This is a genomic window from Pseudoalteromonas sp. APC 3495 (genome assembly GCF_030407645.1).
GTDB classification, from domain to species: domain Bacteria; phylum Pseudomonadota; class Gammaproteobacteria; order Enterobacterales; family Alteromonadaceae; genus Pseudoalteromonas; species Pseudoalteromonas tetraodonis.
Window position 1 is genome coordinate 1 of record NZ_JASDDA010000023.1, and the last position, 21,298, is coordinate 21,298.

Annotated in this window: 15 protein-coding genes; 9 read left to right on the plus strand and 6 right to left on the minus strand. The window is 39.9% G+C overall.

All coding sequences use genetic code 11. The features are described from left to right. The first annotated feature begins 212 nt into the window (after positions 1 to 212). From aceK to QL984_RS10685, 3 genes are all read left to right on the plus strand, one after another. The gene (aceK, locus tag QL984_RS10675) at positions 213 to 1,931 is read left to right on the plus strand and encodes a bifunctional isocitrate dehydrogenase kinase/phosphatase (RefSeq protein ID WP_013464685.1); all 1,719 of its coding nucleotides are present in this window, start codon (positions 213 to 215) and stop codon (positions 1,929 to 1,931) included. A gap of 16 nt (positions 1,932 to 1,947) precedes the next feature. Then, entirely contained in the window at positions 1,948 to 2,886 is a 939-nt protein-coding gene (locus QL984_RS10680) for a LysR family transcriptional regulator (RefSeq protein ID WP_013464684.1), read from the plus strand. A 172-nt stretch (positions 2,887 to 3,058) separates the two neighbouring features. Continuing rightward, on the plus strand, positions 3,059 to 3,502 hold the full coding sequence (locus QL984_RS10685; RefSeq protein ID WP_024601388.1) for a PA2169 family four-helix-bundle protein: 444 nt from the start codon (positions 3,059 to 3,061) through the stop codon (positions 3,500 to 3,502). A gap of 65 nt (positions 3,503 to 3,567) precedes the next feature. Here QL984_RS10685 and QL984_RS10690 read toward each other — a convergent pair whose 3' ends face one another. From QL984_RS10690 to QL984_RS10700, 3 genes are read right to left on the minus strand one after another with little or no spacing between them, the layout of a single operon-like run. Further along, entirely contained in the window at positions 3,568 to 6,600 is a 3,033-nt protein-coding gene (locus tag QL984_RS10690; protein ID WP_036956219.1) for a TonB-dependent receptor, read from the minus strand. 9 nt (positions 6,601 to 6,609) lie between these two features. After that, complete coding sequence (locus tag QL984_RS10695) at positions 6,610 to 7,686, minus strand: FecR domain-containing protein (protein ID WP_036956218.1); 1,077 nt, start codon at positions 7,684 to 7,686, stop codon at positions 6,610 to 6,612. Next, complete coding sequence (locus tag QL984_RS10700; protein WP_013464680.1) at positions 7,683 to 8,240, minus strand: sigma-70 family RNA polymerase sigma factor; 558 nt, start codon at positions 8,238 to 8,240, stop codon at positions 7,683 to 7,685. Before QL984_RS10700 ends, QL984_RS10695 begins: the two co-directional genes overlap by 4 nt. 300 nt (positions 8,241 to 8,540) lie before the next feature. Between QL984_RS10700 and QL984_RS10705 the strand changes: the two genes are divergently transcribed. From QL984_RS10705 to QL984_RS10730, 6 genes are all read left to right on the plus strand, one after another. Further along, positions 8,541 to 9,149, plus strand: coding sequence for a PilZ domain-containing protein (locus QL984_RS10705; RefSeq protein ID WP_013464679.1), 609 nt, complete (start codon positions 8,541 to 8,543; stop codon positions 9,147 to 9,149). A 114-nt stretch (positions 9,150 to 9,263) separates the two neighbouring features. Continuing rightward, on the plus strand, positions 9,264 to 10,319 hold the full coding sequence (locus QL984_RS10710; RefSeq protein WP_013464678.1) for an agmatine deiminase family protein: 1,056 nt from the start codon (positions 9,264 to 9,266) through the stop codon (positions 10,317 to 10,319). Then, positions 10,316 to 11,209, plus strand: coding sequence for a carbon-nitrogen hydrolase (locus QL984_RS10715; protein WP_013464677.1), 894 nt, complete (start codon positions 10,316 to 10,318; stop codon positions 11,207 to 11,209). The genes QL984_RS10710 and QL984_RS10715 overlap by 4 nt, the downstream gene beginning before the upstream one ends. 50 nt (positions 11,210 to 11,259) lie before the next feature. Continuing rightward, the gene (gene mfd, locus QL984_RS10720) at positions 11,260 to 14,733 is read left to right on the plus strand and encodes a transcription-repair coupling factor (RefSeq protein ID WP_013464676.1); all 3,474 of its coding nucleotides are present in this window, start codon (positions 11,260 to 11,262) and stop codon (positions 14,731 to 14,733) included. Next, entirely contained in the window at positions 14,733 to 15,569 is an 837-nt protein-coding gene (locus tag QL984_RS10725) for a peptidoglycan binding protein CsiV (RefSeq protein WP_036956216.1), read from the plus strand. Before mfd ends, QL984_RS10725 begins: the two co-directional genes overlap by 1 nt. 16 nt (positions 15,570 to 15,585) lie before the next feature. Continuing rightward, positions 15,586 to 15,840, plus strand: coding sequence for a hypothetical protein (locus QL984_RS10730; RefSeq protein WP_013464674.1), 255 nt, complete (start codon positions 15,586 to 15,588; stop codon positions 15,838 to 15,840). A 23-nt stretch (positions 15,841 to 15,863) separates the two neighbouring features. Here the strand turns inward: QL984_RS10730 and QL984_RS10735 are convergent, their stop codons facing one another. The 3 genes from QL984_RS10735 to QL984_RS10745 all read right to left on the minus strand — a co-directional run bounded on the left by QL984_RS10735 (position 15,864) and on the right by QL984_RS10745 (position 21,210). After that, positions 15,864 to 17,231 (minus strand): hypothetical protein, encoded by a 1,368-nt coding sequence (locus QL984_RS10735; protein ID WP_013464673.1) that lies wholly within the window; start codon positions 17,229 to 17,231, stop codon positions 15,864 to 15,866. Positions 17,232 to 17,338: 107 nt separating this feature from the next. After that, positions 17,339 to 20,026, minus strand: coding sequence for a TonB-dependent receptor (locus QL984_RS10740; protein ID WP_013464672.1), 2,688 nt, complete (start codon positions 20,024 to 20,026; stop codon positions 17,339 to 17,341). Positions 20,027 to 20,781: 755 nt separating this feature from the next. Beyond that, a complete protein-coding gene (locus QL984_RS10745) occupies positions 20,782 to 21,210 on the minus strand; it encodes a hypothetical protein (protein ID WP_013464671.1) in 429 nt (142 codons plus the stop codon). Positions 21,211 to 21,298: the final 88 nt, after the last annotated feature.

The window sequence follows — 21,298 nt, forward strand, 5'->3', positions numbered from 1 at the left end:
ATACCAATTGCATTAAATTAGTGATCTATTATAGCGACAAAGAAATAAGTCGATAACAAGGCGAAAATTATGATACATAGTTGTTCTATATAAATAATTTTTAACGCAGCTAGCGGATTATTTAAAACGCTAGAATGATCATGTTTTTAATAAAATTGGTATAACCACCGGCATTATCCTAAACACCTAAAGGCGTCTATTAAGGAGTACTGATGCAACCACGCCAAATTGCTGAATTAATTTTAACCGGTTTTAAAAAGCATTATTTGCTGTTTCAAAGAACAACAGCCAAGGCTCCCTACGCTTTTGCTAAAAGAGACTGGCAAGCTATTAATGATATAAGTCGCCTGCGTATAAGCTATTACGATGATCGGGTAAACGAAACAACAAAAACACTAAGGGAACGCCAGCAAACAGACGCGCTAAACGAGAGCTTATGGCTTGAAGTGAAAAAGCTTTACCAACACTTTTTATGTTTTCATCCGCAAGCAGAACTTGCTGAAACATTTTATAATTCAGTATTCTGCCGCCTGTACCACCGCCGCTATTTTCACAATGACTTTATTTTTGTAGAAGCCACGCTCAAAGATGCGCCTTCTGTGCCCGTTGAAGCTGAATACCGTAGTTATTTTCCTGTTGTAGATGGTTTAAAGCCCACCATTAAGCGTATTATTAATCACTTTGATTTTAAGGCCGACTTTGTCAACCTAGAACGCGATATTCGTTTATTAGTTAAAGCCTTTTATAAACAAGCACCCGATACACACCACCAGCATTGGCAAATGCGTTTTGATATATTACATACCCCATTTTATCGTAATAAAGCCGCTTACATTGTGGGGCGCGTTGTATCACAAAGTGGCGTTCAGCCTTTTATTATTGCCGTGTTACACCATGAAGATAAAGGCCTCTATTTAGATGCCTTACTTACAAAGTCGTCGCAAATGCGCGTTATTTTTGGCTTTGCGCGTGCCTATTTTATGGTAGAAACTCATGCTCCTTCAGCGTTAGTGCGGTTTTTAAATCAACTTATGCCTAATAAAACCCTCGCCGAGCTTTACAACGCCATAGGCTTTCATAAACAAGGTAAAACCGAGTTTTATCGCGAGTTTTTGAATCATTTAACCCATTCTAATGACGAATTTACCATTGCTCCCGGTACACCGGGTATGGTGATGATGGTATTTACCCTACCCTCGTTTGGTTATGTATTTAAAGTTATTAAAGATAAATTTGGCGAAAGTAAGCCGTTTGGTCGCGATACGGTATTAAAACGCTATCAACTGGTTAAAAGTCATGACCGTGTTGGCCGAATGGCTGACACTATAGAGTATTCAAACGTCGTATTTCCTTTGGCACGATTTGATAGTAACTTGTTAGCACAGTTGCACAAAACCATTGGCTCATCGATGGTGATTGAGGGTGACTGGTTAATCATAAAACATTTATACATTGAACGGCGAATGACACCGCTTAATTTGTTTTTAGAAAATGCAGACGAAAAAAGTGCCGCCGATGCCATTGAAGAGTATGGCCAGGCGCTTAAAGAAATGATTGCCGTGAATATTTTCCCTGGCGATATGCTGTTAAAGAACTTTGGTGTAAGTAAGCACAAACGTATTATTTTTTATGATTACGATGAAGTGCAATATTTAACAGACATGAACTTTAGGGCACTACCCAAAGCAAAAAGTTATGATGATTATTTGATGGATGAACAAAGTTACTCGGTTGCTCCGCAAGATGTATTTCCAGAGCAATTATGTACCTTTGTAATGCCTAACCCAACATATAAACAATTTTTAACCAGTACGCACCCTGAACTACTTGATGTGAGCTTTTGGAAACAAGCACAACAAAATATAAAAAATGGAAAGGTGAGTCATATTTATCCCTATCCTACAGCACAGCGTTTTATCCATTACTGGTAAACGTTAAGGACACACAATGAATATAAGTAAAATAGATTTAAATTTACTGGTTTACCTCGATACATTACTGCGCGAATGTAACGTTACTCGTGCTGCTAACCAGCTTAGTATTACTCAACCGGCAATGAGTAATGGACTTAAACGCCTACGTAACCTTTTTAACGATCCTATTTTAGTGCGTACCAGCGATGGTATGGTGCCGACCGAGCGCGCTATTGAGTTACAGCCTGTTATTCGCGGTATTTTGATGACGCTTGAAGAAACGCTAGCACCTAATCGCGAATTTGAAGCTAAACAAAGTAAACGCGTGTTTAGAATTATGGCCAGTGACTATGCAGCCAGTACCATGGCACCGCGTTTATTAGGGAAATTACATGAAGAAGCCCCAGACACCACATTAGATATTTTAACGCCCAGCGATGTAACCTTTCATGATGTAGAAAACGGTAAAGTAGACATGGCAATTAACCGCTTTGAGAACTTACCGCAATCGTTTCATCATAAGCGAATTTGGAAAGATAGCTTTTGCTGTTTAGTAAAATCCGACAACCCTATTATTGAAAACTTTAGCCTAGATAGCTATTTAAAAGCCCGCCATATTTGGGTAAGTAAAACAGGCTTTGGTGTTGGGGTTGGCATGGATCCTAAAGATGTGCAAAAGCTGGGTTGGGTTGACGAAGCGCTCGCACATTTTGGGAAGCATCGAAATATTGCCACCTTTACTCGTAACTACCATGTTGCGATTCATTTAGCGAAAGAAAAAAACCTCGTGGCGACTTTACCTTCAAAAGCGGCCAATATTTATGTAGACGATCCGGGGCTTAAAATACTTGAACCACCCTTTCCAATTCCACCATTTGAACTTGATATGATATGGAGCCCTTTGTTACACAGAGATGCTAGCCATATTTGGTTACGTCAAAAAGTAGCCGAAGTAGCTGAAGAGCTTAAATAACCTTCTTACATGCTTTTATGTAAATTTTGCTTGCTAGCAGCATGTTAGCAAGCTTGCCTAGACCTCCCCATAATAATAAAACCATGAAAAACAATTAGTTAAAAAATAAAACCGCGTTGGAATGCCGCTTGCTTAGTTATCTATGTATTTTAAATTAACAGAGGTCATTATTATGAGCACCCATCAAGGACAAGAGATAAATCATATCACCGACATTATCCAAGTAATGAATAGCGGTATCGACTTTTACGAAAAAGCACAAGATAAAGTACAAGATCCTAGCGTAAGTGCATTATTTCAGCGCATGATCGACGCCCGCAAAGTAAGTGTTGAAAGCTTACAACCCTATGCAATTAATCAACAAGGTGCACGTGAAGATGGCTCTTCGTTCGCGGTAGAAGCACGCAGAGCATTTACCGCTTTGCTCAGTACATTTACTAGCGATAACGACCAAACCTACATTAAAGAGCTTGAAGAAGTAGAAGATAAAACCTTAGAAGAAATTAAAACAGCGTTAAAAAAGCCTCAATCACATGATTGTGAAGCGGCGCTGTCAAAGGTATTGCTTACCATGCAAAGCTGTCATGCTGAAATGAGTAAAATGCAAAAACATTAAGTTTAAAAACTATAAAAGGGCCTTACGGCCCTTTGGTTGTTAAATAACAATAGGAGAGTTATTAATTAAAAGCGGTATTCTGCACCTACGTAGTAGTAAGCACCGTTAAAACCAAATGGCGCTGAACGACGAGAGTACTTAAATACCCCATCACTGCTGACAATGGTATTACCTTGAGCATCTACAATAGTACCCGAACGTGAATTACCTATGGTGTTTTCATCAGGGTAAACATCAAATAAGTTATTTGCGCCAATATTTACCGATAAATTATCAGTTACAAAGTAATTAACTTTAATGTCAGTTAAAATTTCAGCACCGTAAGTCTGGCGACCGCCATCTTCAACTGTGTACTCACCAAAACGATTAAGTGATAAATTAACAGTCCAGTCGTCACGGCGATAAAGTGCACTTAAGTTAATGCGATCTTCTGGTTGCCATTCTTCGATGATAGAAATTTCTTGATCAGAAAACACATCATCGACTGGCACGGTTTCAAGACCAGAACCTGCAGGTGTAAATAACGACACCACATCGGTTTCGGTAAAGTTGGCCGCTAATGTAAAATCAAGTGTGCCGCCTAGGCCTTCTGTATTCCATGTAGCCACAAAGTCGATACCTTGCGTTTCTGTGTCAGCCCCATTTAAGAAAAACTGTCCTGCACCAGCACCCGAGCTCAATAACGCGGCATCAAGACTGTTTGATAAACCTTTGCCTAAGCGATTACTAATTACAATACGGTCGTCAATATCGATTGAGTAGTAATCAAGCGTTACATTAATATTATCGCTTACATTATAAACAATACCTAAACTGCGGTTTTGAGATTTCTCTTCTGTTAACTTAGGAATACCTAAACTTTGCGCCAAGGTTGAATCGTTTCTAAACGTGCCCACTTCTTCAGCCACTAAATTGCCATTAGGACCAACAACAAACTGCGTGCTGATATTGTTAAAGTACAACTGCTGCATTGAAGGCGCTCTAAAGCCTGAGCTTAATGCACCACGAAGTGAAATATCTTCGGTTAGTGACCAGTTACCCGCGAGTTTAAAGTTAACTGTATCGCCAAATCCTTTGTAATTATCGTAACGTAACGCCCCTGAGATAATCACATCTTCAATAACGTAAGCTTCAGCGTCTAAATAAAACGAGATCACATCGCGCGACTCATCAACCGACGATGCTGGCGATGAACCACCAAAGCCTTGTGTGCCACCTGATGCATTTTCGCTACCAATACCACCGCTTAGTCCATCATAAATATTAACACCATTGTTGGTATCGTAATCACGGTATGCGTATTCGCTGCCCTCTAAAATACGGTACTCATCGGTGCGTATTTCTGCGCCCATTGCTAATGAGTAATCATCAAAATTTTGAGTAAAATCAAGATTAATCGTTTGCAGTGATAGCTCCATACCATACGCGTAACCTTCACGTGGAATAGTGGCGCGAATATCTGCAGCGCTTAAGCCTTGGTCGTAACGTAAGAAGTTGGCATAAGAGGCATTAATCGTATCGCTAGTGGTGTAATCAATGCTGTTTTCACCATAGGTGTACGATAAGTCTAAGCTTGAGTCGTTATCAAACTGCGTTTTATAACCAAAGTTATATGAAATATCGTCAATCGTAGTGTTTATTTTTGGTAAAAAGCCAGCCGGAACTGTCGCATCACCATCTTGTAATACTGGGTTACCACCGGCATTGGCATTATGACGGAAAAATGCTGCTGATTCGTTATCACGCGTTGAATAGGTAATAAAACCGTATAGTTCACCCGCTCCTAATTCGTAGCCGGTGTTAACCGTTAAACCAAATTGTTGAGAGTCGGCATCGCCAATTCTAAATGTATCGCGTGGCGCGGTTAGTTCACGCGGGTCGCCTGCCAGTAACGTGCCGTCACTGAGCTCAGTACAACCATAAAATTGACATGAACCATGAAGCCCTGCACGGTTAGTTGGTGCGCGGTCACGGTAGTTTATAGTTGTATTTAAATAACCATTGTCACCTAAAGCAAAGCCTTTATTAAAGTCGATGTTAACAGTTTCGCCATCACCTTCTGAATACTCACCGTAGTTAATAGCGGCTTTACCACCTTCGCTGCCATCTTTGAGCACAATATTTATAACACCGGCAATTGCATCAGAACCATATTGAGCCGCAGCGCCATCACGCAGTACTTCAATACGTTTAATTGCTGAGGCTGGAATAGCGTTCATATCGGTACCCGCCGTACCACGCCCCACCGAAGTATTAATATGAATAATACTGGCTTGGTGACGACGCTTACCATTGATCAATACCAACGTTTGATCTGGCCCTAGGCCACGTAGCGTTGCTGGTCTTAATGCGTCAGTACCATCACTGATAGATGAACTTGAAAAGTTAAAAGAAGGTGCGATAGCTTGAAGCATGCGGCCAACTTCTGTTTGGCCGGTATTTTCGAGTGCTTCTGCACTTAAAATATCAACGGGGACAGGTAAGTCTTCAACTGAGCGCCCTGCCACACGACTACCTACAATAGCAATTTTTTCGATGTTTTGTTCTGCGCTTTGTTCAGCGGCATTGATTCCTTGTGAATTAACTGCAAGTAAAGCAGGTAATACAGCTGCACTAACTCCTGAAAGCTTCATCATGTTGTTATCTTTCCTATTGATTTGTTTGAGTTTAATACTCAGTAAACCATTTTGATCAACAACCGCATCGAGCTGTGTCTCAGCCAGTAATGCTTTTAGTGCATCAAGTTGAGAATAAAATCCATACAACGAATTTGCTTCGTATTGCTTGGCAAGTTCATACGAAAAAACCACAGTTTGTTCTGTTTGCTTAGCAAATTCTATTAAGGCTTTGTCTGCTCGTTGCGCTTTTATATCAAATTGCATCATTTGCCCCTCGGTTTGACTTGCATACACACTGATACTTAAAAACAGCGGTGCAACAAGGCCAAATTGAGTTAAATGGCACGTATGGTTACTGCGCAACTTATATAAACAGTTAGCAAACAAAAATCCTCTATAGTTTTTTATCATTTTTTTAATCTTTAAATTACTTTTTACACTCTTATGAGCAACATTGATTAACAATGGTGTGATTTTCATTACGATTACCTATGATTTTTTTTGATATTTTAGGCTAACAACATGCTCGCCTAAACGTTCATGTTCAATCGAAAAATTATTTTGCAAGCTCTCTAACAGGCCTGCCACATCACCCGCTTTAAAAACACCGGCCACTTTTATACGGGCTAACTCATCAGATGATAGTTCAAACCGCGTAGCGGTATAACGGCTGACTTCGTTTAAGGCATCTACCAGTTGCTCACCATTAAATATCAACATGCCATTTTGCCAAGCTAAGTCACGCTGTACATCATCAACCGATAAGTGTGTGATTGGTTTGGTAACGCTTTGTTCAATAATGGCTTTTTCACCGGAAATCACAATATTGGCATTAATTTGACGAATTTCATGATTGTTATTATCAGCTTGTTGATACGCTTTGAAATCATCAGCATTAACAGCAACGCTAGGATCGGTGATCATCACTTTACCCTCAGTAACAACCAGCTCGAGATCTGACGAAGTATTGCGCTGCACATTAAATACAGTACCGAGAGCGGTAAAGCTTTTATCACCGGCCATCACGCTGAATGGGCGTGATGCATCTTTAGCAACATTAAAACGGCCCTCGCCACGACTTAGTAACAATTGCCTACGGCCTTGGCTATAAGCGACTTCCAATGAGCTATTGGTATTAAGTTGTACAATTGTGCCATCTGGTAAAACATAGGTTGCTTGCTCACCAACTTTTGTTTTATAAATTTTTGTATAATTTACCTTGGCTAAATTTTTGTTGAAATTGCTATCTATATTTAGCAATAAATAGCTGCACATCATTAATGCAGCAACAATACTTGCTGCCATGCCAAATACATACGCAGGCTTTGTTTTGCTATTAGCCGATTGTTTATTTGGAAATAATACGCTGAGTTCGTTAAGTACACTCAGGTCATCCCAAAGCTGAGCTAATTCATACACCGCATTTTGATGAGCAGTACTTTGTAGCATCCACAGTTTAAATTGTTCCTGCTCTTCTTTTGTAAGGCCACGGTCAATAGCACTGATCCATTGCGATGCTTTTTCTAATATTAATTCTTTTGAGGTAAATTGATGGATGTTATTCATTTTGCTGCCCTCATTATGTCCGCACTTTGTTGGCAATGGTCGCTCTCATCGTGTGACTGTTCGCGCATATATAGCATGGTATTTAATAACCCTTTGGCAATGTGTTTTTCTACCGTACTTTGACTTAGCTGCATTTGCTGTGCGATCTCTTTTTGGCTCATTCCATAGACTTTTTTTAAAATAAAGCACTTTCTTACAACAGGACTTAATTGCTCAGTCGCCCGACAAAATAATAAAAAACGTTCTTTAGAGGTGTATTCGTCTTCTAATTGCATTGATTTAAGCAATTTGGGAAGTTCAGTTTCGTGGTTTAAAGGGGTACTAAATTTATTATCCCATTTAGCTATATGATTAAGTGCTAGGTGTTTAGCTGTTTTTAACATGTAGCTACGGGTGTATTGAATATCTTGCTTTAATTCAGCTTCATAACTTTTAACAAAGGTTTCTTGAACAATATCATCAACATCGTCAGGCAACACAATTTTAGACACGAAGCGCCGCAGTTGCGTGGATATGTCTGAGAATGTACTGGCTAATTTAAGTCCTCGAGCCACGTGGGTAGTCCCTTGTTATTATTATTACCGTAAGATTACGAGTTTTAGGGCTAATTACAAGGAGTTTTGTTAATTATTGGTTATTTATTAGTTGCTAACATACATAGTGCAATGTAAACGTATTACCTTTTAAAACTTTTTTAATCATTATGCCTGTTTGGTAAATATTGAAAGTTAGCGCAATTTTAGTTGATTTGGCTTTTTATAATGAGGGCAAACAGATATTTAGCTTAATTTTATTGGCGTGTTGTGTAGTAATTTAGTAGTCGCAACGCTACTATTAACGGATAGGAGTTACATATGAATAATCAAAAATTATCAGATTTTGAGCTTTATTTTCAAATTGAGGAAAGTAATCGCGTCAATCTGTTTGCCGTGGATGATTCGGCTGTGCCAAAAAGCTTAGCTGAACTTGACGCTGATATTCCGCCTTTATTTAAACTTGCTAACGAAGTAAGCAGTTTAGAGCAAAGCGCCTTAGGCCCTTTGCGTAATTTAGGTGATATTGCCCAAGAACTAACTACTTTTTTACAAGCTCAGTCGCGCAAAATAGATTTGATCATGAGTCATATTTTAGCCTCTGAACAACCAGAAGATAACTCTATCTATTGCGACAGTTACGGCGGTGGCGGCATTAAGTTTACCAGTGAACATTTGTATACATTAGGGCAAAAGTTTCGTACTAAACTTTTTTTACAACACGAGGCCTCTGCGGTGTATTGTTATAGCGAAGTGGTTGCCATTGAAAAACAAGATAATGAGCACTACCAATATACTCTGTTATTTGTATCAATAAGAGACAGCGACCAAGAGCTGGTTGTAAGAGCCAGCTTACATGCGCAAACTCGCCAGCTTAAAAAGCGCCAGCAACTTGAAAAAGCCAAAGAGAGTACAAACGATAAAAGCTAGCGTTTATTTACTTCTCAAATCGCTTTAAAATTGTGAGCCAAACGCTCATTTAGAAGTGACTTAGCAGTAATTGAACTGCTAAACTAGCCCCATCTTTATTTGTATTAAAAATCCATGAACTTTAGACTTTTACCTGAATGGGCCGAGCAAGACGCTGTTATGCTTACATGGCCGCATAAAGACACAGATTGGGCTGATAATTTAGCCCGTGTAGAACCTGTATATATTGAGCTTGCTAAGCATATAACAACGCAGCAAAAGCTTGTGATTGTGGCGCATAATAGCGCCTTAAAAATGCATATTACAGCATTGCTAAATAGCGCTAACATCCCTTTGAATCGTGTTCATTTTGTAGTAACCCCTACCAATGATACGTGGGCTCGCGATCATGGCCCGCTTACTTGTAGCGCTATTGACTCACCCGAGCAACTAAAAGTATATGATTGTACTTTCAATGGTTGGGGCAATAAATTTGAAAGCGCATTAGATAATCAAATTAATCGTACTTTGGTAAAAGAGTTAAGTAGCAAAAACAACCACTATCAAGCGCTCGATATGGTACTTGAAGGAGGCGGTATTGAAATAAACGAGCATGGTGTGTTGCTAACAACCAGCGAATGTTTGCTTAATAAAAACCGTAACCCAAATTTAAACCCAAGTGACATAGAAGCGCTTTTAAAAGCGCACTTGGGCGCAACAGACTTTTTATGGGTTGATCATGGCTATTTAGCAGGTGACGACACCGACAGCCACATTGATACCTTAGTGCGTTTTGCACCAAATAATACCCTTGTGTATGTGCAATGTGACGATAAAAGCGATGAGCACTTCAGCGCGCTTAATGCCATGCAAAAGCAACTACAAAGCTTTAAAACTGCCGATCGCACCCCATATAAGCTAATTGAGTTGCCATGGCCAAAAGCCGTGTACGATGATGAAAACACGCGCTTACCCGCCACCTATGCAAATTACTTAATTATTAACAATGCGGTATTAGTGCCTACTTATAACGATGTAAACGACCAACGCGCGTTAGCACAGGTTCAAAAAGCATACCCAGATCACACAATTATTGGGGTAAATTGTTTACCTATTATTGAGCAATTTGGCAGTCTTCACTGCATTACAATGCAATTACCTCGTGGATTTTTAGCTGGAGCAGCACAATGACAAGCCCTGCAAATTTATCAGTTGCCTTAGTGCAACAAAGCAACAGTGACAACGCTGAACACAATATTGAAAAATCAATTGCTGGCATTCGCGATGCAGCCAGTCAAGGTGCACAACTTGTTGTGCTACAAGAGTTACACCGTAGTTTATACTTTTGCCAAACCGAAGATGTCGACGTCTTTGATTTAGCCGAAACAATACCTGGGCCGAGTAGTAATACGTTAGGTGAACTTGCTAAAGAGCTTGGTATTGTGATTGTGGCGTCTTTATTTGAAAAGCGCGCTACAGGCCTTTACCACAATACCGCAGTGGTGCTCGAAAAAGACGGCAGTATTGCCGGTAAATACCGTAAAATGCATATACCGGATGACCCTGGCTTTTATGAAAAGTTTTACTTTACCCCAGGCGACTTAGGCTTTGAGCCTATTCAAACCTCAGTGGGCAAACTTGGCGTACTGGTGTGTTGGGATCAGTGGTTTCCTGAAGCGGCGCGTTTAATGGCGATGGCAGGTGCAGAGCTTTTAATTTATCCAACGGCCATAGGCTGGGATCCACGCGATGATAAAGACGAGCAAACCCGCCAAAAAGATGCTTGGGTTATTTCACAGCGAGCCCATGCGGTAGCCAATGGCGTTCCAGTGATTAGCTGTAATCGTGTTGGTCTTGAGCGCGACCCGAGTGGACAAAGTGACGGCATTCAATTTTGGGGTAACTCGTTTATTGCAGGTCCCCAAGGCGAAATATTGGCAGAGGCCGATAATCAAAGTGAACAAATATTAATGGTTGAACTTGATCAAAAACGCAGCGAGAACGTAAGACGTATCTGGCCGTATTTACGCGACCGCAGAATTGATCATTATCAAGATTTAACAAAAATCTATCGCGACTAAATAATAGTATGGCTCTTAGCAGCTAAGAGCCTAATTTAATGGAGTAATTAATGGCGTTTGAGCAATGGGCAGCCTTGCCTTGGGTAAAATCTCAAAAAGATAAAATTCAATGGGGCGAGCTTTTAGGCAGTGGCTTGAGCATTGCCATTGCACAAGGTGTAAAACAACAAGATAACTTAGTGTTAATAGTTACGCCAGATACACCAAGTGCTTTGCGCCTTGAAACCGAATTAGAGTATTTGCTTCCTGATAATCCGGTAATGATATTTCCGGATTGGGAGACATTGCCTTATGATCATTTCTCTCCCCATCAAGATATTATTTCAGCGCGCTTAGCAACGCTTAATACCCTGAAAAACGAGCAACAAAGCGTGCTCATTATGCCTGTATCAACGCTGATGCTGCGCACGGCCCCAGCTTCGTTTATATACGGTTCAACGCTTAATTTTAAAGTGGGCGATAGATTAGACACCCACGCTTTGCGTGAAAACTTAGAGCAAGCGGGTTACATGCACGTGCAACAAGTTATGGAGCATGGCGAATATGCAATACGTGGCTCTATTGTTGATTTATATCCGATGGGCAGTAAACACCCATTTAGGCTCGATTTTTTTGATGACGAGCTTGATACCATTCGCTTATTTGATGTGGAAACACAACGCTCAGATGAAAAAGTAGAAAAAATTGAGTTACTTCCTGCCCATGAGTTCCCCACTAACGACACGGATATTGAACGCTTTAGAATAAACTACCGTGAAAAGTTTGGCGCAAGCGCAGAGCAAGACTCTGTCTATATGCAAGTTAGTAAAGGTAATTGGCCTGGAGGTATTGAATACTACATGCCATTATTTTTTGATGGCTTGGCGACTATTTTTGACTATTTGCCTGAATCAACAACCGTGATGCAGCTAGGCGATTTAGAACATGCGGCGGATAACTTTTGGCACGATGTTAATGTACGCTATGAAAACCGCCGTGTGGACCCCTTGCGCCCACTTTTACCGCCGGATGAATTGTATCAGCCAATCAATGAGCTATTTTCAAACCTGGGCAATTATGGCCGTATTCGTTTATCGCAAGCAAAATTGGGCACTAAAGCGGGCAATAAAAACCTTGCCGTTAATGAATTACCCAATGTCCGCATTGATCATAAACAACATGAACCTTACAACGCATTCATTAGCTATGTGGCAGAGCAAAAAAAGAAAAAAGGCCGAGTTGTCATTAGTGTTGAGTCGGATGGTCGACGTGAATCTTTACTGAGTATATTAAAACCCAGCGGCTTGAAATTTAAAGAATTTGATACTTTTGAGCAATTTACCAACAGCAGTAGTGACGTTGGTTTAATTGTAAGCCCACTTGAACAAAGTGTCGTGCTTAGCACAAAACCTAGCCTGAGCATTATTACTGAGCAAGAATTGCTTGGAATTAAAGTATCACAACGCAGACGACGTAAGCACAAGTATGAAGCAAGCCAAGATGCGCTAATTCGTAACTTAGCAGAGTTAAAAGAAGGCCAACCGGTTGTGCACCTTGACCATGGTGTTGGCCGTTATCAAGGACTGCAAACAATTGATGCTGCCGGTGTGGTTACTGAATTTGTAACCATTATTTATGCCGGTGAAGCAAAGCTCTATGTGCCGGTATCAGCGCTTCATATGCTTAGCCGTTACTCTGGCGGTGAAGAAGCCAGTGCCCCACTGCATAAGCTCGGCTCTGATGCGTGGGATAAGGCAAAAAAACGCGCCGCTGAAAAAGTACGCGATGTCGCTGCTGAATTGCTCGATATCTACGCTCAGCGCCAAGCAAAGCCGGGTAATAAATTTACGCTGGATGGCCAAGCTTATCGTCAATTTAGTGATAGCTTCCCGTTTGAAGAAACGGATGATCAACGTAACGCTATTGAAGCTGTACTGGGTGATATGCAATCAAAACAAGCCATGGATCGCTTGGTCTGTGGTGATGTAGGCTTTGGTAAAACCGAAGTAGCAATGCGTGCAGCCTTTGTTGCGGTTAACGATAATAAGCAAGTTGCTATTTTAGTCCCTACCACCCTACTTGCTCAACAACACTACGATAACTTTAAAGACCGCTTTGCTGATTTTCCAATTGAAGTGGGTGTATTGTCTCGGTTTAACTCAACTAAAGAGCAAAAAGAAACCCTTGAAAAAATGAGTAATGGCAAGCTTGACGTGGTTATTGGCACGCACAAACTAATTCAACAAGACATCAACTTTAAAGATTTAGGCCTGTTAATTGTTGATGAAGAACACCGATTTGGGGTGCGCCAAAAAGAAAAAATTAAAGCCCTGAGAGCTGATGTTGACATACTCACCCTGACCGCTACGCCTATTCCTCGTACGTTAAATATGGCCATGAGTGGTATGCGCGATTTATCTATTATTGCTACCCCACCGGCTAAACGCTTAGCCGTTAAAACGTTTGTGCGCCAACGCGACGAAGAGCTTATTCGCGAAGCGGTACTGCGTGAAATTAAACGCGGCGGCCAGGTGTACTTTTTACACAACAATGTAGAAACCATTGAGCGTGTTGCTCAAGAAATTAGCGAATGGGTGCCTGAGGCAACAGTTACCTCAGCCCACGGGCAAATGCGAGAGCAAGAGCTTGAGCAGATCATGACCGATTTTTATCACCAAAAATACAATGTACTGGTATGTACTACGATTATTGAAACCGGCATTGATGTACCCACAGCAAATACCATTATTATGGACAGAGCCGATAAACTAGGTCTTGCTCAGCTGCATCAATTACGCGGACGTGTTGGTAGAAGTCATCACCAAGCCTATGCTTATTTACTCACAGGTAACCCTAAAGCGCTCTCTAAAGATGCGAAAAAGCGTTTAGATGCCATTGCCTCATTAGAAGATTTAGGCGCAGGCTTTGCCTTAGCAACCCACGATTTAGAAATTCGTGGTGCCGGTGAGCTATTAGGAGACGATCAATCTGGACAAATGCAAACCATTGGCTTTAATTTATACATGGAAATGCTTGAACAGGCTGTTAACGCGCTTAAAAATGGTCAAGAGCCAACCCTTGAAAATTTATTACAAAAACAAACCGAAGTTGATTTAAAGCTACCTGCCTTGTTACCTGATGATTATATTCATGATGTTAACGCGCGTTTAGGTATGTACAAGCGTGTAGCAAGTTGTGCTAACCTTGCTGATATTGATGAACTGCAAGTAGAATTGATAGATCGATTTGGTTTATTACCTGATGCAGCTAAAAACCTATTTAGTTTACAACAACTAAAAATGCAGGCGAGCAATTTGGGCATAACCAAAATAGAAGCTAACCCGAAAGGAGGCTACTTTGAGTTTAGTCAAAATACCAAGGTTAATCCTAGCTTCATTATTGGTTTGATACAAAGTGCGCCACACATTTATAAAATGGATGGCGCAAATAAATTACGCTTTGCCATTAGCGAGGCGAATGCCCGTGAACGCTTAAAAATGATCACTGCTATGATTGCAGATTTCGAAAAAAAGGTTAGCCATTAATGTTGCTGAAAAAATCGCTGGTTATTTTATGCTGCTTATTTAGCAGTACTGCATTTGCAGAGCGCTGGTTTGAAGTAGAAGTGTTAATATTTAAACAGCGCCCTGCTCCTTACTTACAAGAAGACTTTAGCTTAAAGCATGACGCCATTGAAGATAAAAACACCTTAGATTTATTGGCCTCTGCTTATAAAAACCAAGCAATGGACGCGTGTATAAACGGTGACCCACGCTTTCAAACACGTACATTTGCTGACACTTTGGTTAATTCAAACCCACAGTCTGCAGCGTGTAACGACAGCATTGATTATGTAAAAAGTTACGATGTGCTGCCAGTAACCCCTCAAGCACCAGTACAAGATACGATGGAGCAAACTTACCTGCTCGCTCCTGAACAACTGCAGTTTGAACAACAACGCCAAGCTTTAGACCGCAAAGGACTCACCCCTATATTACATACCGGCTGGCGGTTTGAAGGCGCAAGTAAATCACGCTCCCCTAGTATGCACTTATTTGCAGGCAACCAATTAAAAAACAATATGAACACCGGTTTTAGTTACGCCAATTCCGACTTTATTAGCTTACTTGATACTCCTGAGCCATTGTTTAATAAAGCACAGTCTCCGACCATGAAATGGGAGTTAGATGGCTTATTGAAAATACATTTACGCCATTATTTATACATTAATGCGGATTTCGACATTAGTGAAAAGCAAGATAATGGTGAGCTAGAATCAGCCCGTTTTTCACAATTTAGACGCGTTTTCAGCGAAGATATTCATTACTTTGATCATCCTCGTATGGGTATGATTGTACAAATTCGAAAATTTAACCATTAACAGTAGGAAAATAATAATGAAGAAGCTCCTAATAATTGCTGCAGCACTGAGTCTTGCTGCTTGTTCAAAAGTAAGCATGGAAAATTACGAAAAAATTAAAATTGGTATGGACAAAACAGAAGTTGAAGCACTTTTAGGCAGTGCTGATAACTGTGTAGAAAAAACATTACATACTAGCTGTACTTGGGGTGATGACGCTAAAAACATCGAAATTACCCTGGTATCAGACAAAGTAACGCTTTACAGCAAAAAAGGGCTAACGGATAAATAAGGACAACAAAGGAATAACGTATGTTATTCCTCTTTTTTTGCATCGCTGGTGTAAATAAGCTCTATGTTGACTATTTTACTGCGGTTTAAAGTGATTTTGTAACGCTGATAGAGCGTTTTATCCGGTTCGGTTAGAACCAATACCATGTTTAACTGATAGCGCCTTTCTACTCCCTGTTTAGAAATTTTATTGTTTTCTAAATGATAGAGCTTCCCTTCCCCTTTTTTTAAATAACGTGCAAACGGCGCGAGATTAAATTGCAGCGTTTGCTGCAAGCTATCGTAGCCTGGCAAAAATTCTTTAGCACTTACCCGGGTTTCACTAGCAAAATGCAGCCATTGCGCCGCCTGTTTGTTTTGCTGACGACGCTTAGAAAAAATTTTCCTCACTTCTTTGGGGATTTTTTTAAACCGAGTGTACTCTAACCAAATAAACTGACTCGCCACTTTATCTTTTGTGATACTGTTTTTAAAAATAAAGCGCCATTTTGGCCGCCCTCGCACAATAGCACGCCAAATAATACGGGTAATATCTTCTTTAAATATTTCTCTTAGCCCGTAAATAACCCCTAAAATTAGAATTAATGAAGCGGTTATTTCAGTAAAGGTAGAACGCGCATTTAAAATAACCACCATCACAAAAGCCATTATAACAGCTGTTACAGAGCCTTTTACCAACCGCTTTAAATAGCTATTAAGATAGCGTGTTTGGCGCTGTAAAATCACTCCATGCTCTATTAAACGCTGGAGTAAACGCATCTTATTAGTAATTCTGTTGGCGTCTTTAAGCGTTGAGTCAGAATTATATTGCTGCTCTGCTCGATACTCACTCTCTGACTTACAAAAGTTTAATAAGTCATTTCGCTCTTTAGCGTGATCGCTACTACGCGGGCCTTCATCAAGTAGCTTTAAAAAAGTTTGTTCAATTTGCCAGCTTAGGTAGTTATCAGCATTAGTATAAAACGGGATCAGCTTTTCGTTATCTGGGGTGTAACGTCTGAGTTTTCTAAGTAGGCTTTGGCTTTGTTCACAGAGCTCCATGGCTCGTTGATAAAACTCATCGCTTTCTTGAATTTTTAACGCATCTTTAATATCGGCATCAATTGCCAGACGCACTTGATAACAATATAAATTTAAATTTTGTCGGTAATCTTGCTGCTCACCTTTGTTCTTACTCACAAAGCGGCTTCGTACCAATGGAAGATGAATGTTATTCGCGTTATAGGCTACAAAAGATTTAAATTGGTTATTAAAGTAAGACTCTTCGCTGAGTGTTTGCGCGTTAATACCCATTTCGTTTGGGATAGAAAAATAAAGATCGAGACGCTGCTCTGCACGCGGTGATAGTTGCGGTTCAATAACAAACGATAAATTTTCGTCTTGCTTTAACAATGATGCCTCCTTCGGTTACCTACCTGAGTTTACGTGCCTCTTTAATTTTGTTCAACAAAAAAGGCCTAGTAAAAACTAGGCCTTTTAGTAGTTCTAATGAATTAAAATTAGAACTTAACGTTTACGCCAGCGAATAAACGACGACCTAACGTATCAAACGTGTACGGGTCAGTGTTTGAATCGTTATTACCTGAGTAATACGGTGGCTCTTTATCAAATAAGTTATTAACACCTGCAGACAATGTCACTGTATCATTAATTAAGTAAGATCCACTAATGTCATGGTACACAACTGAAGGCGTTGAAGGTGCATAACATGTCTCACCATCAATACATGCGAAGCTATCTAGGCCAGCAATGTAGCGTGCTTCATAAGTTGCATCCCAGTTATCTCCTTTAACTGTTAAGTTAAAGTTTGATTTGATATCTGCGTAACTACCAGCTCCACCCGTAATGTAACCAGCGTAATCTACAACAGCACCCGTATCAACAACGTATTCATCTAAATATGTTGTATCAAGGCCAGCTCTCCAGCTTAAGCCTAATGCATCAAATGAATACTTCAGATTTAAGTCAATGCCAGATGTTTTTTCAGAACCAATATTACGAAGCTGATTATTGAAAACAATGCGACCATCAGCTTGTAAAATTGCACCTGTGCTTGCACAAAGTTCGTTTGAACTGCTGTTTGAATTACCAATACATTGATCAACAACGAATTGGTTGTTGTATGTTGAAATAGCATTTTCGATTTCAATGTCGTAGTAATCTACGGTCATTGAGAAACCTTCAAACCATTGTGGTTCGTACACCACACCAAACGTTAAAGTATCAGCTTCTTCTGGTGTTAGATTTTGATTACCGCCCACAGTTACTTCTGCCTGGCTATCAGCACCTGGGTATTTTACTTGCTCATAAGATGGCGCATTACCTGAGTAAAGCTCATCTACCGTTGGAGCACGGAATGCGGTTGAACGTACGCCACGGAACATCAATTCATCATTTGCTTTCCAAGTAAAACCAAGTTTCCATGTTTCATCAGAACCAAAAGTGCTGTAATCAAACGCGCGGATTGCCGCACTTAATTCAACATATTCTGCAAATGGAAGCTCAGATAGTAAGGGTAATGCAAACTCAACATAAGCCTCATTCACATCAAACCCACCACTTGTTGGATCTACACGTGGATCGTTACCTAGACCTTGAGCAGCAATCGAATCAGGATTATACCATGCCTTTTCTTGGCGACGCTCTACACCCGCTGCAAATGCAGCATAACCTGCAGGTAGCTCAAACATTTCACCAGATAATGAAGCTGCCAAAATAAATAACTGGCTTCCACCTGAGTTTTGCTCTGTGTATATATAATCTTGAATGTTTTCTTGTGACCAAGATGCCTCATTTAAAGGCTTAAATGTACCTGCAGCTAAGTCTTCTGTGATTGCAGAAACGTTGTGCAGATTACTCATTTTATCAACAGAATCATTGCGACCAAAGTTTGCTGATGCATCCCATGAATAATCACCAATAATACCTTCAGCACCCACAACAACACGAACAGTATCAACTGTTTGCGATAAGTCACGAGTACCACTTTCAGCCATACGACGACGGTAGCTTATTTCATCACCATAGGCGTAATTAGTCGGTGTTGTAACGTAATTATCATTAGCATCTTTTACAAATGCACCATTAACGACTTGTCGCTTATCATAAGTTTGTGACAGTAAGCTGTCACCCATATCTTCGGTATATTTAAAGCCAAAGTTGATAGGCTGTGGTGCTAACTTTTGCTCTGACCAGCGCTTAGTATAGGTAAACTCGCTGAAAAGCATTGTGTCATCATTTAGTTCATAATTACCTAAACCTGTGATGTTTAAGCGTTCCATAGGTGTGTATAGGTAGCTTTTAGACGCATAGTTGTATGCATCGTTTTCATCGGTATAGCGGTGTAAGTTACCGCCAAGGCCACTTAAACCAGCATCGTCAGCAACACCCTGCTTCTCGATTTCACCTTTATCGTTGATGATATTAGCTGTATTAACATTGTAAATATGGCCGCCTTCGCTGAATGAAGAACCGCCACAGAAAAGTCCATTTTCGCCTTCAAATAAAGGACATGATGAGAAACCACGATCACCTTGACTTGCTTCACCACGATCAGTGTATTGAATACCAAAAACCATATTACCTTTGTCAAATGTTGTACCTAAGGTAAAGTCGATTGATGTTTCTGACGCATCATGTTTTGAAGTCATGGCTGTGTTGACGTTTAAATCTAAACCTTCAAAGTCATTTTTAAGGATAATATTTACAACACCCGCTACAGCATCTGTGCCGTATACAGCAGAAGCACCGTCTTTAAGTACTTCAATTTGTTTGATCATTGATACTGGAATAGTATTTAAATCAACCGTTGAAGCCGCACCAGTACCTGAATTGATCATACGACGACCATTAACAAGTACTAAAGTACGCTGTGAACCTAAACCACGTAAATCTATAGATGCACCACCGCCAGAGCCATTATTAACGCCAGGGTTTGTCATTGCACCACCCGTAGCCGTCATTTGTTGTAATACGCTATCTACAGATGTTGCACCTGATGCTTTAATTTCATCGGCACCGATAAGTGTAACTGGGCTAGCAGTTTCCATATCTGAACGCTTAATACGAGAACCCGTTACTTGAATTTTTTCAATTGACTTTGCTGCTTCGTCTGCAGCTAAAACCTGAACACTTGAGAACATTGGGATCGCTGCAATTACAGCTAAACCAAGAGTTGATTTTTTCATGGATGAACCCTACTTGTTGAAAATTTACCTAAATTGGTAATGCTCACTTTTATGAGAATTTTGAGTGAGCGGGAGCAACTTAGGCGCCTTTAACTGAATGAAAACTTAACGAACGATCACTATGCAACCAATGAAAATTAAGACGTCCCACGAAAGGAACAAAGGTTACAGTATGTTTCATTGTTAATTAATAAAAACAGTTAAAAATCATAAACTAAAGACCAAGCAATCACATAAAAAACACAGCTGAAATCAAATGAGTAGAGTTTGTAATCAAATGTAATTATTACAATAATGTGCCCTAAACAGGAAAATTAACATGTTAATCACAGCTCGTTATTAAAACGGTAAAACTAGGTGTTAATTCCTAACCATATTTATGCAAGTAGATTGTTTATTTAGTCTGAATTTTTTTGTTATAAGTTTTAATCATGCAAATTTTATGTGTATTGAAGGTTTCAGACGGGCTGCCAATTAAACTAAAAACGGCTATCAAAGTGGGTCCATTAGATAAATCTACATATAAATGATATAGGTGCTTTATTGCACGTATGAGCACAATTGAATAAGTAAGCCAAGCAGAGCTTAAGTTATAAACTTGGAAGGTAAATGGGTATATAAAAGCTTTATTAAGAATGGTTATTTTATCAGATGTACTTTAATTACAAATAACTATTAAATGTGAGGCATTTGGCTTTGCCGCTATAATTTTACGGGAATGGCGCAGTTAAAAACCACGCCTGAGTAGAAAGCCTTTAATAGGTAACGTTAAAAAAATATTCAACATTTTCACTTATGCCAGTGTTTGTATCGACAGTAGTAAGAATAAGCTTCCACACCATGTTTTTTTCTGAGCAAATCCCTACCATAGTATTAGCTACCCAAACGCTGCCCTGATTTTTAAATTGTACGGGAATGTAACCCATATACATGCTAACGCCTTCTAATTTAGCTGCAGTTATTGTTACACCAGTCGGTAACTGAGTGTAAATTGAAAACGGTGTCTCTGGTGATAGGGTTTCTTCGCTTAGCCAAACTTTAACTTGATTTGGAAAAATACACGGGTTGTTATTTTTACACTCTGTTTGTGATTGATTTACTTTTGGTGTTGATGTTGATCCAGAAAAGTCACAACCTAGTAAGAATAGTAGAAAAGAAAGTAAACATACTCTATATATATACATGCAGGTTCTCAAAGTATCTAATGTATTAGCCCAACATTTGGGCACGTTGGTTGATTATCGGCTTTAATGGGCAAGTAAGGTACAAATC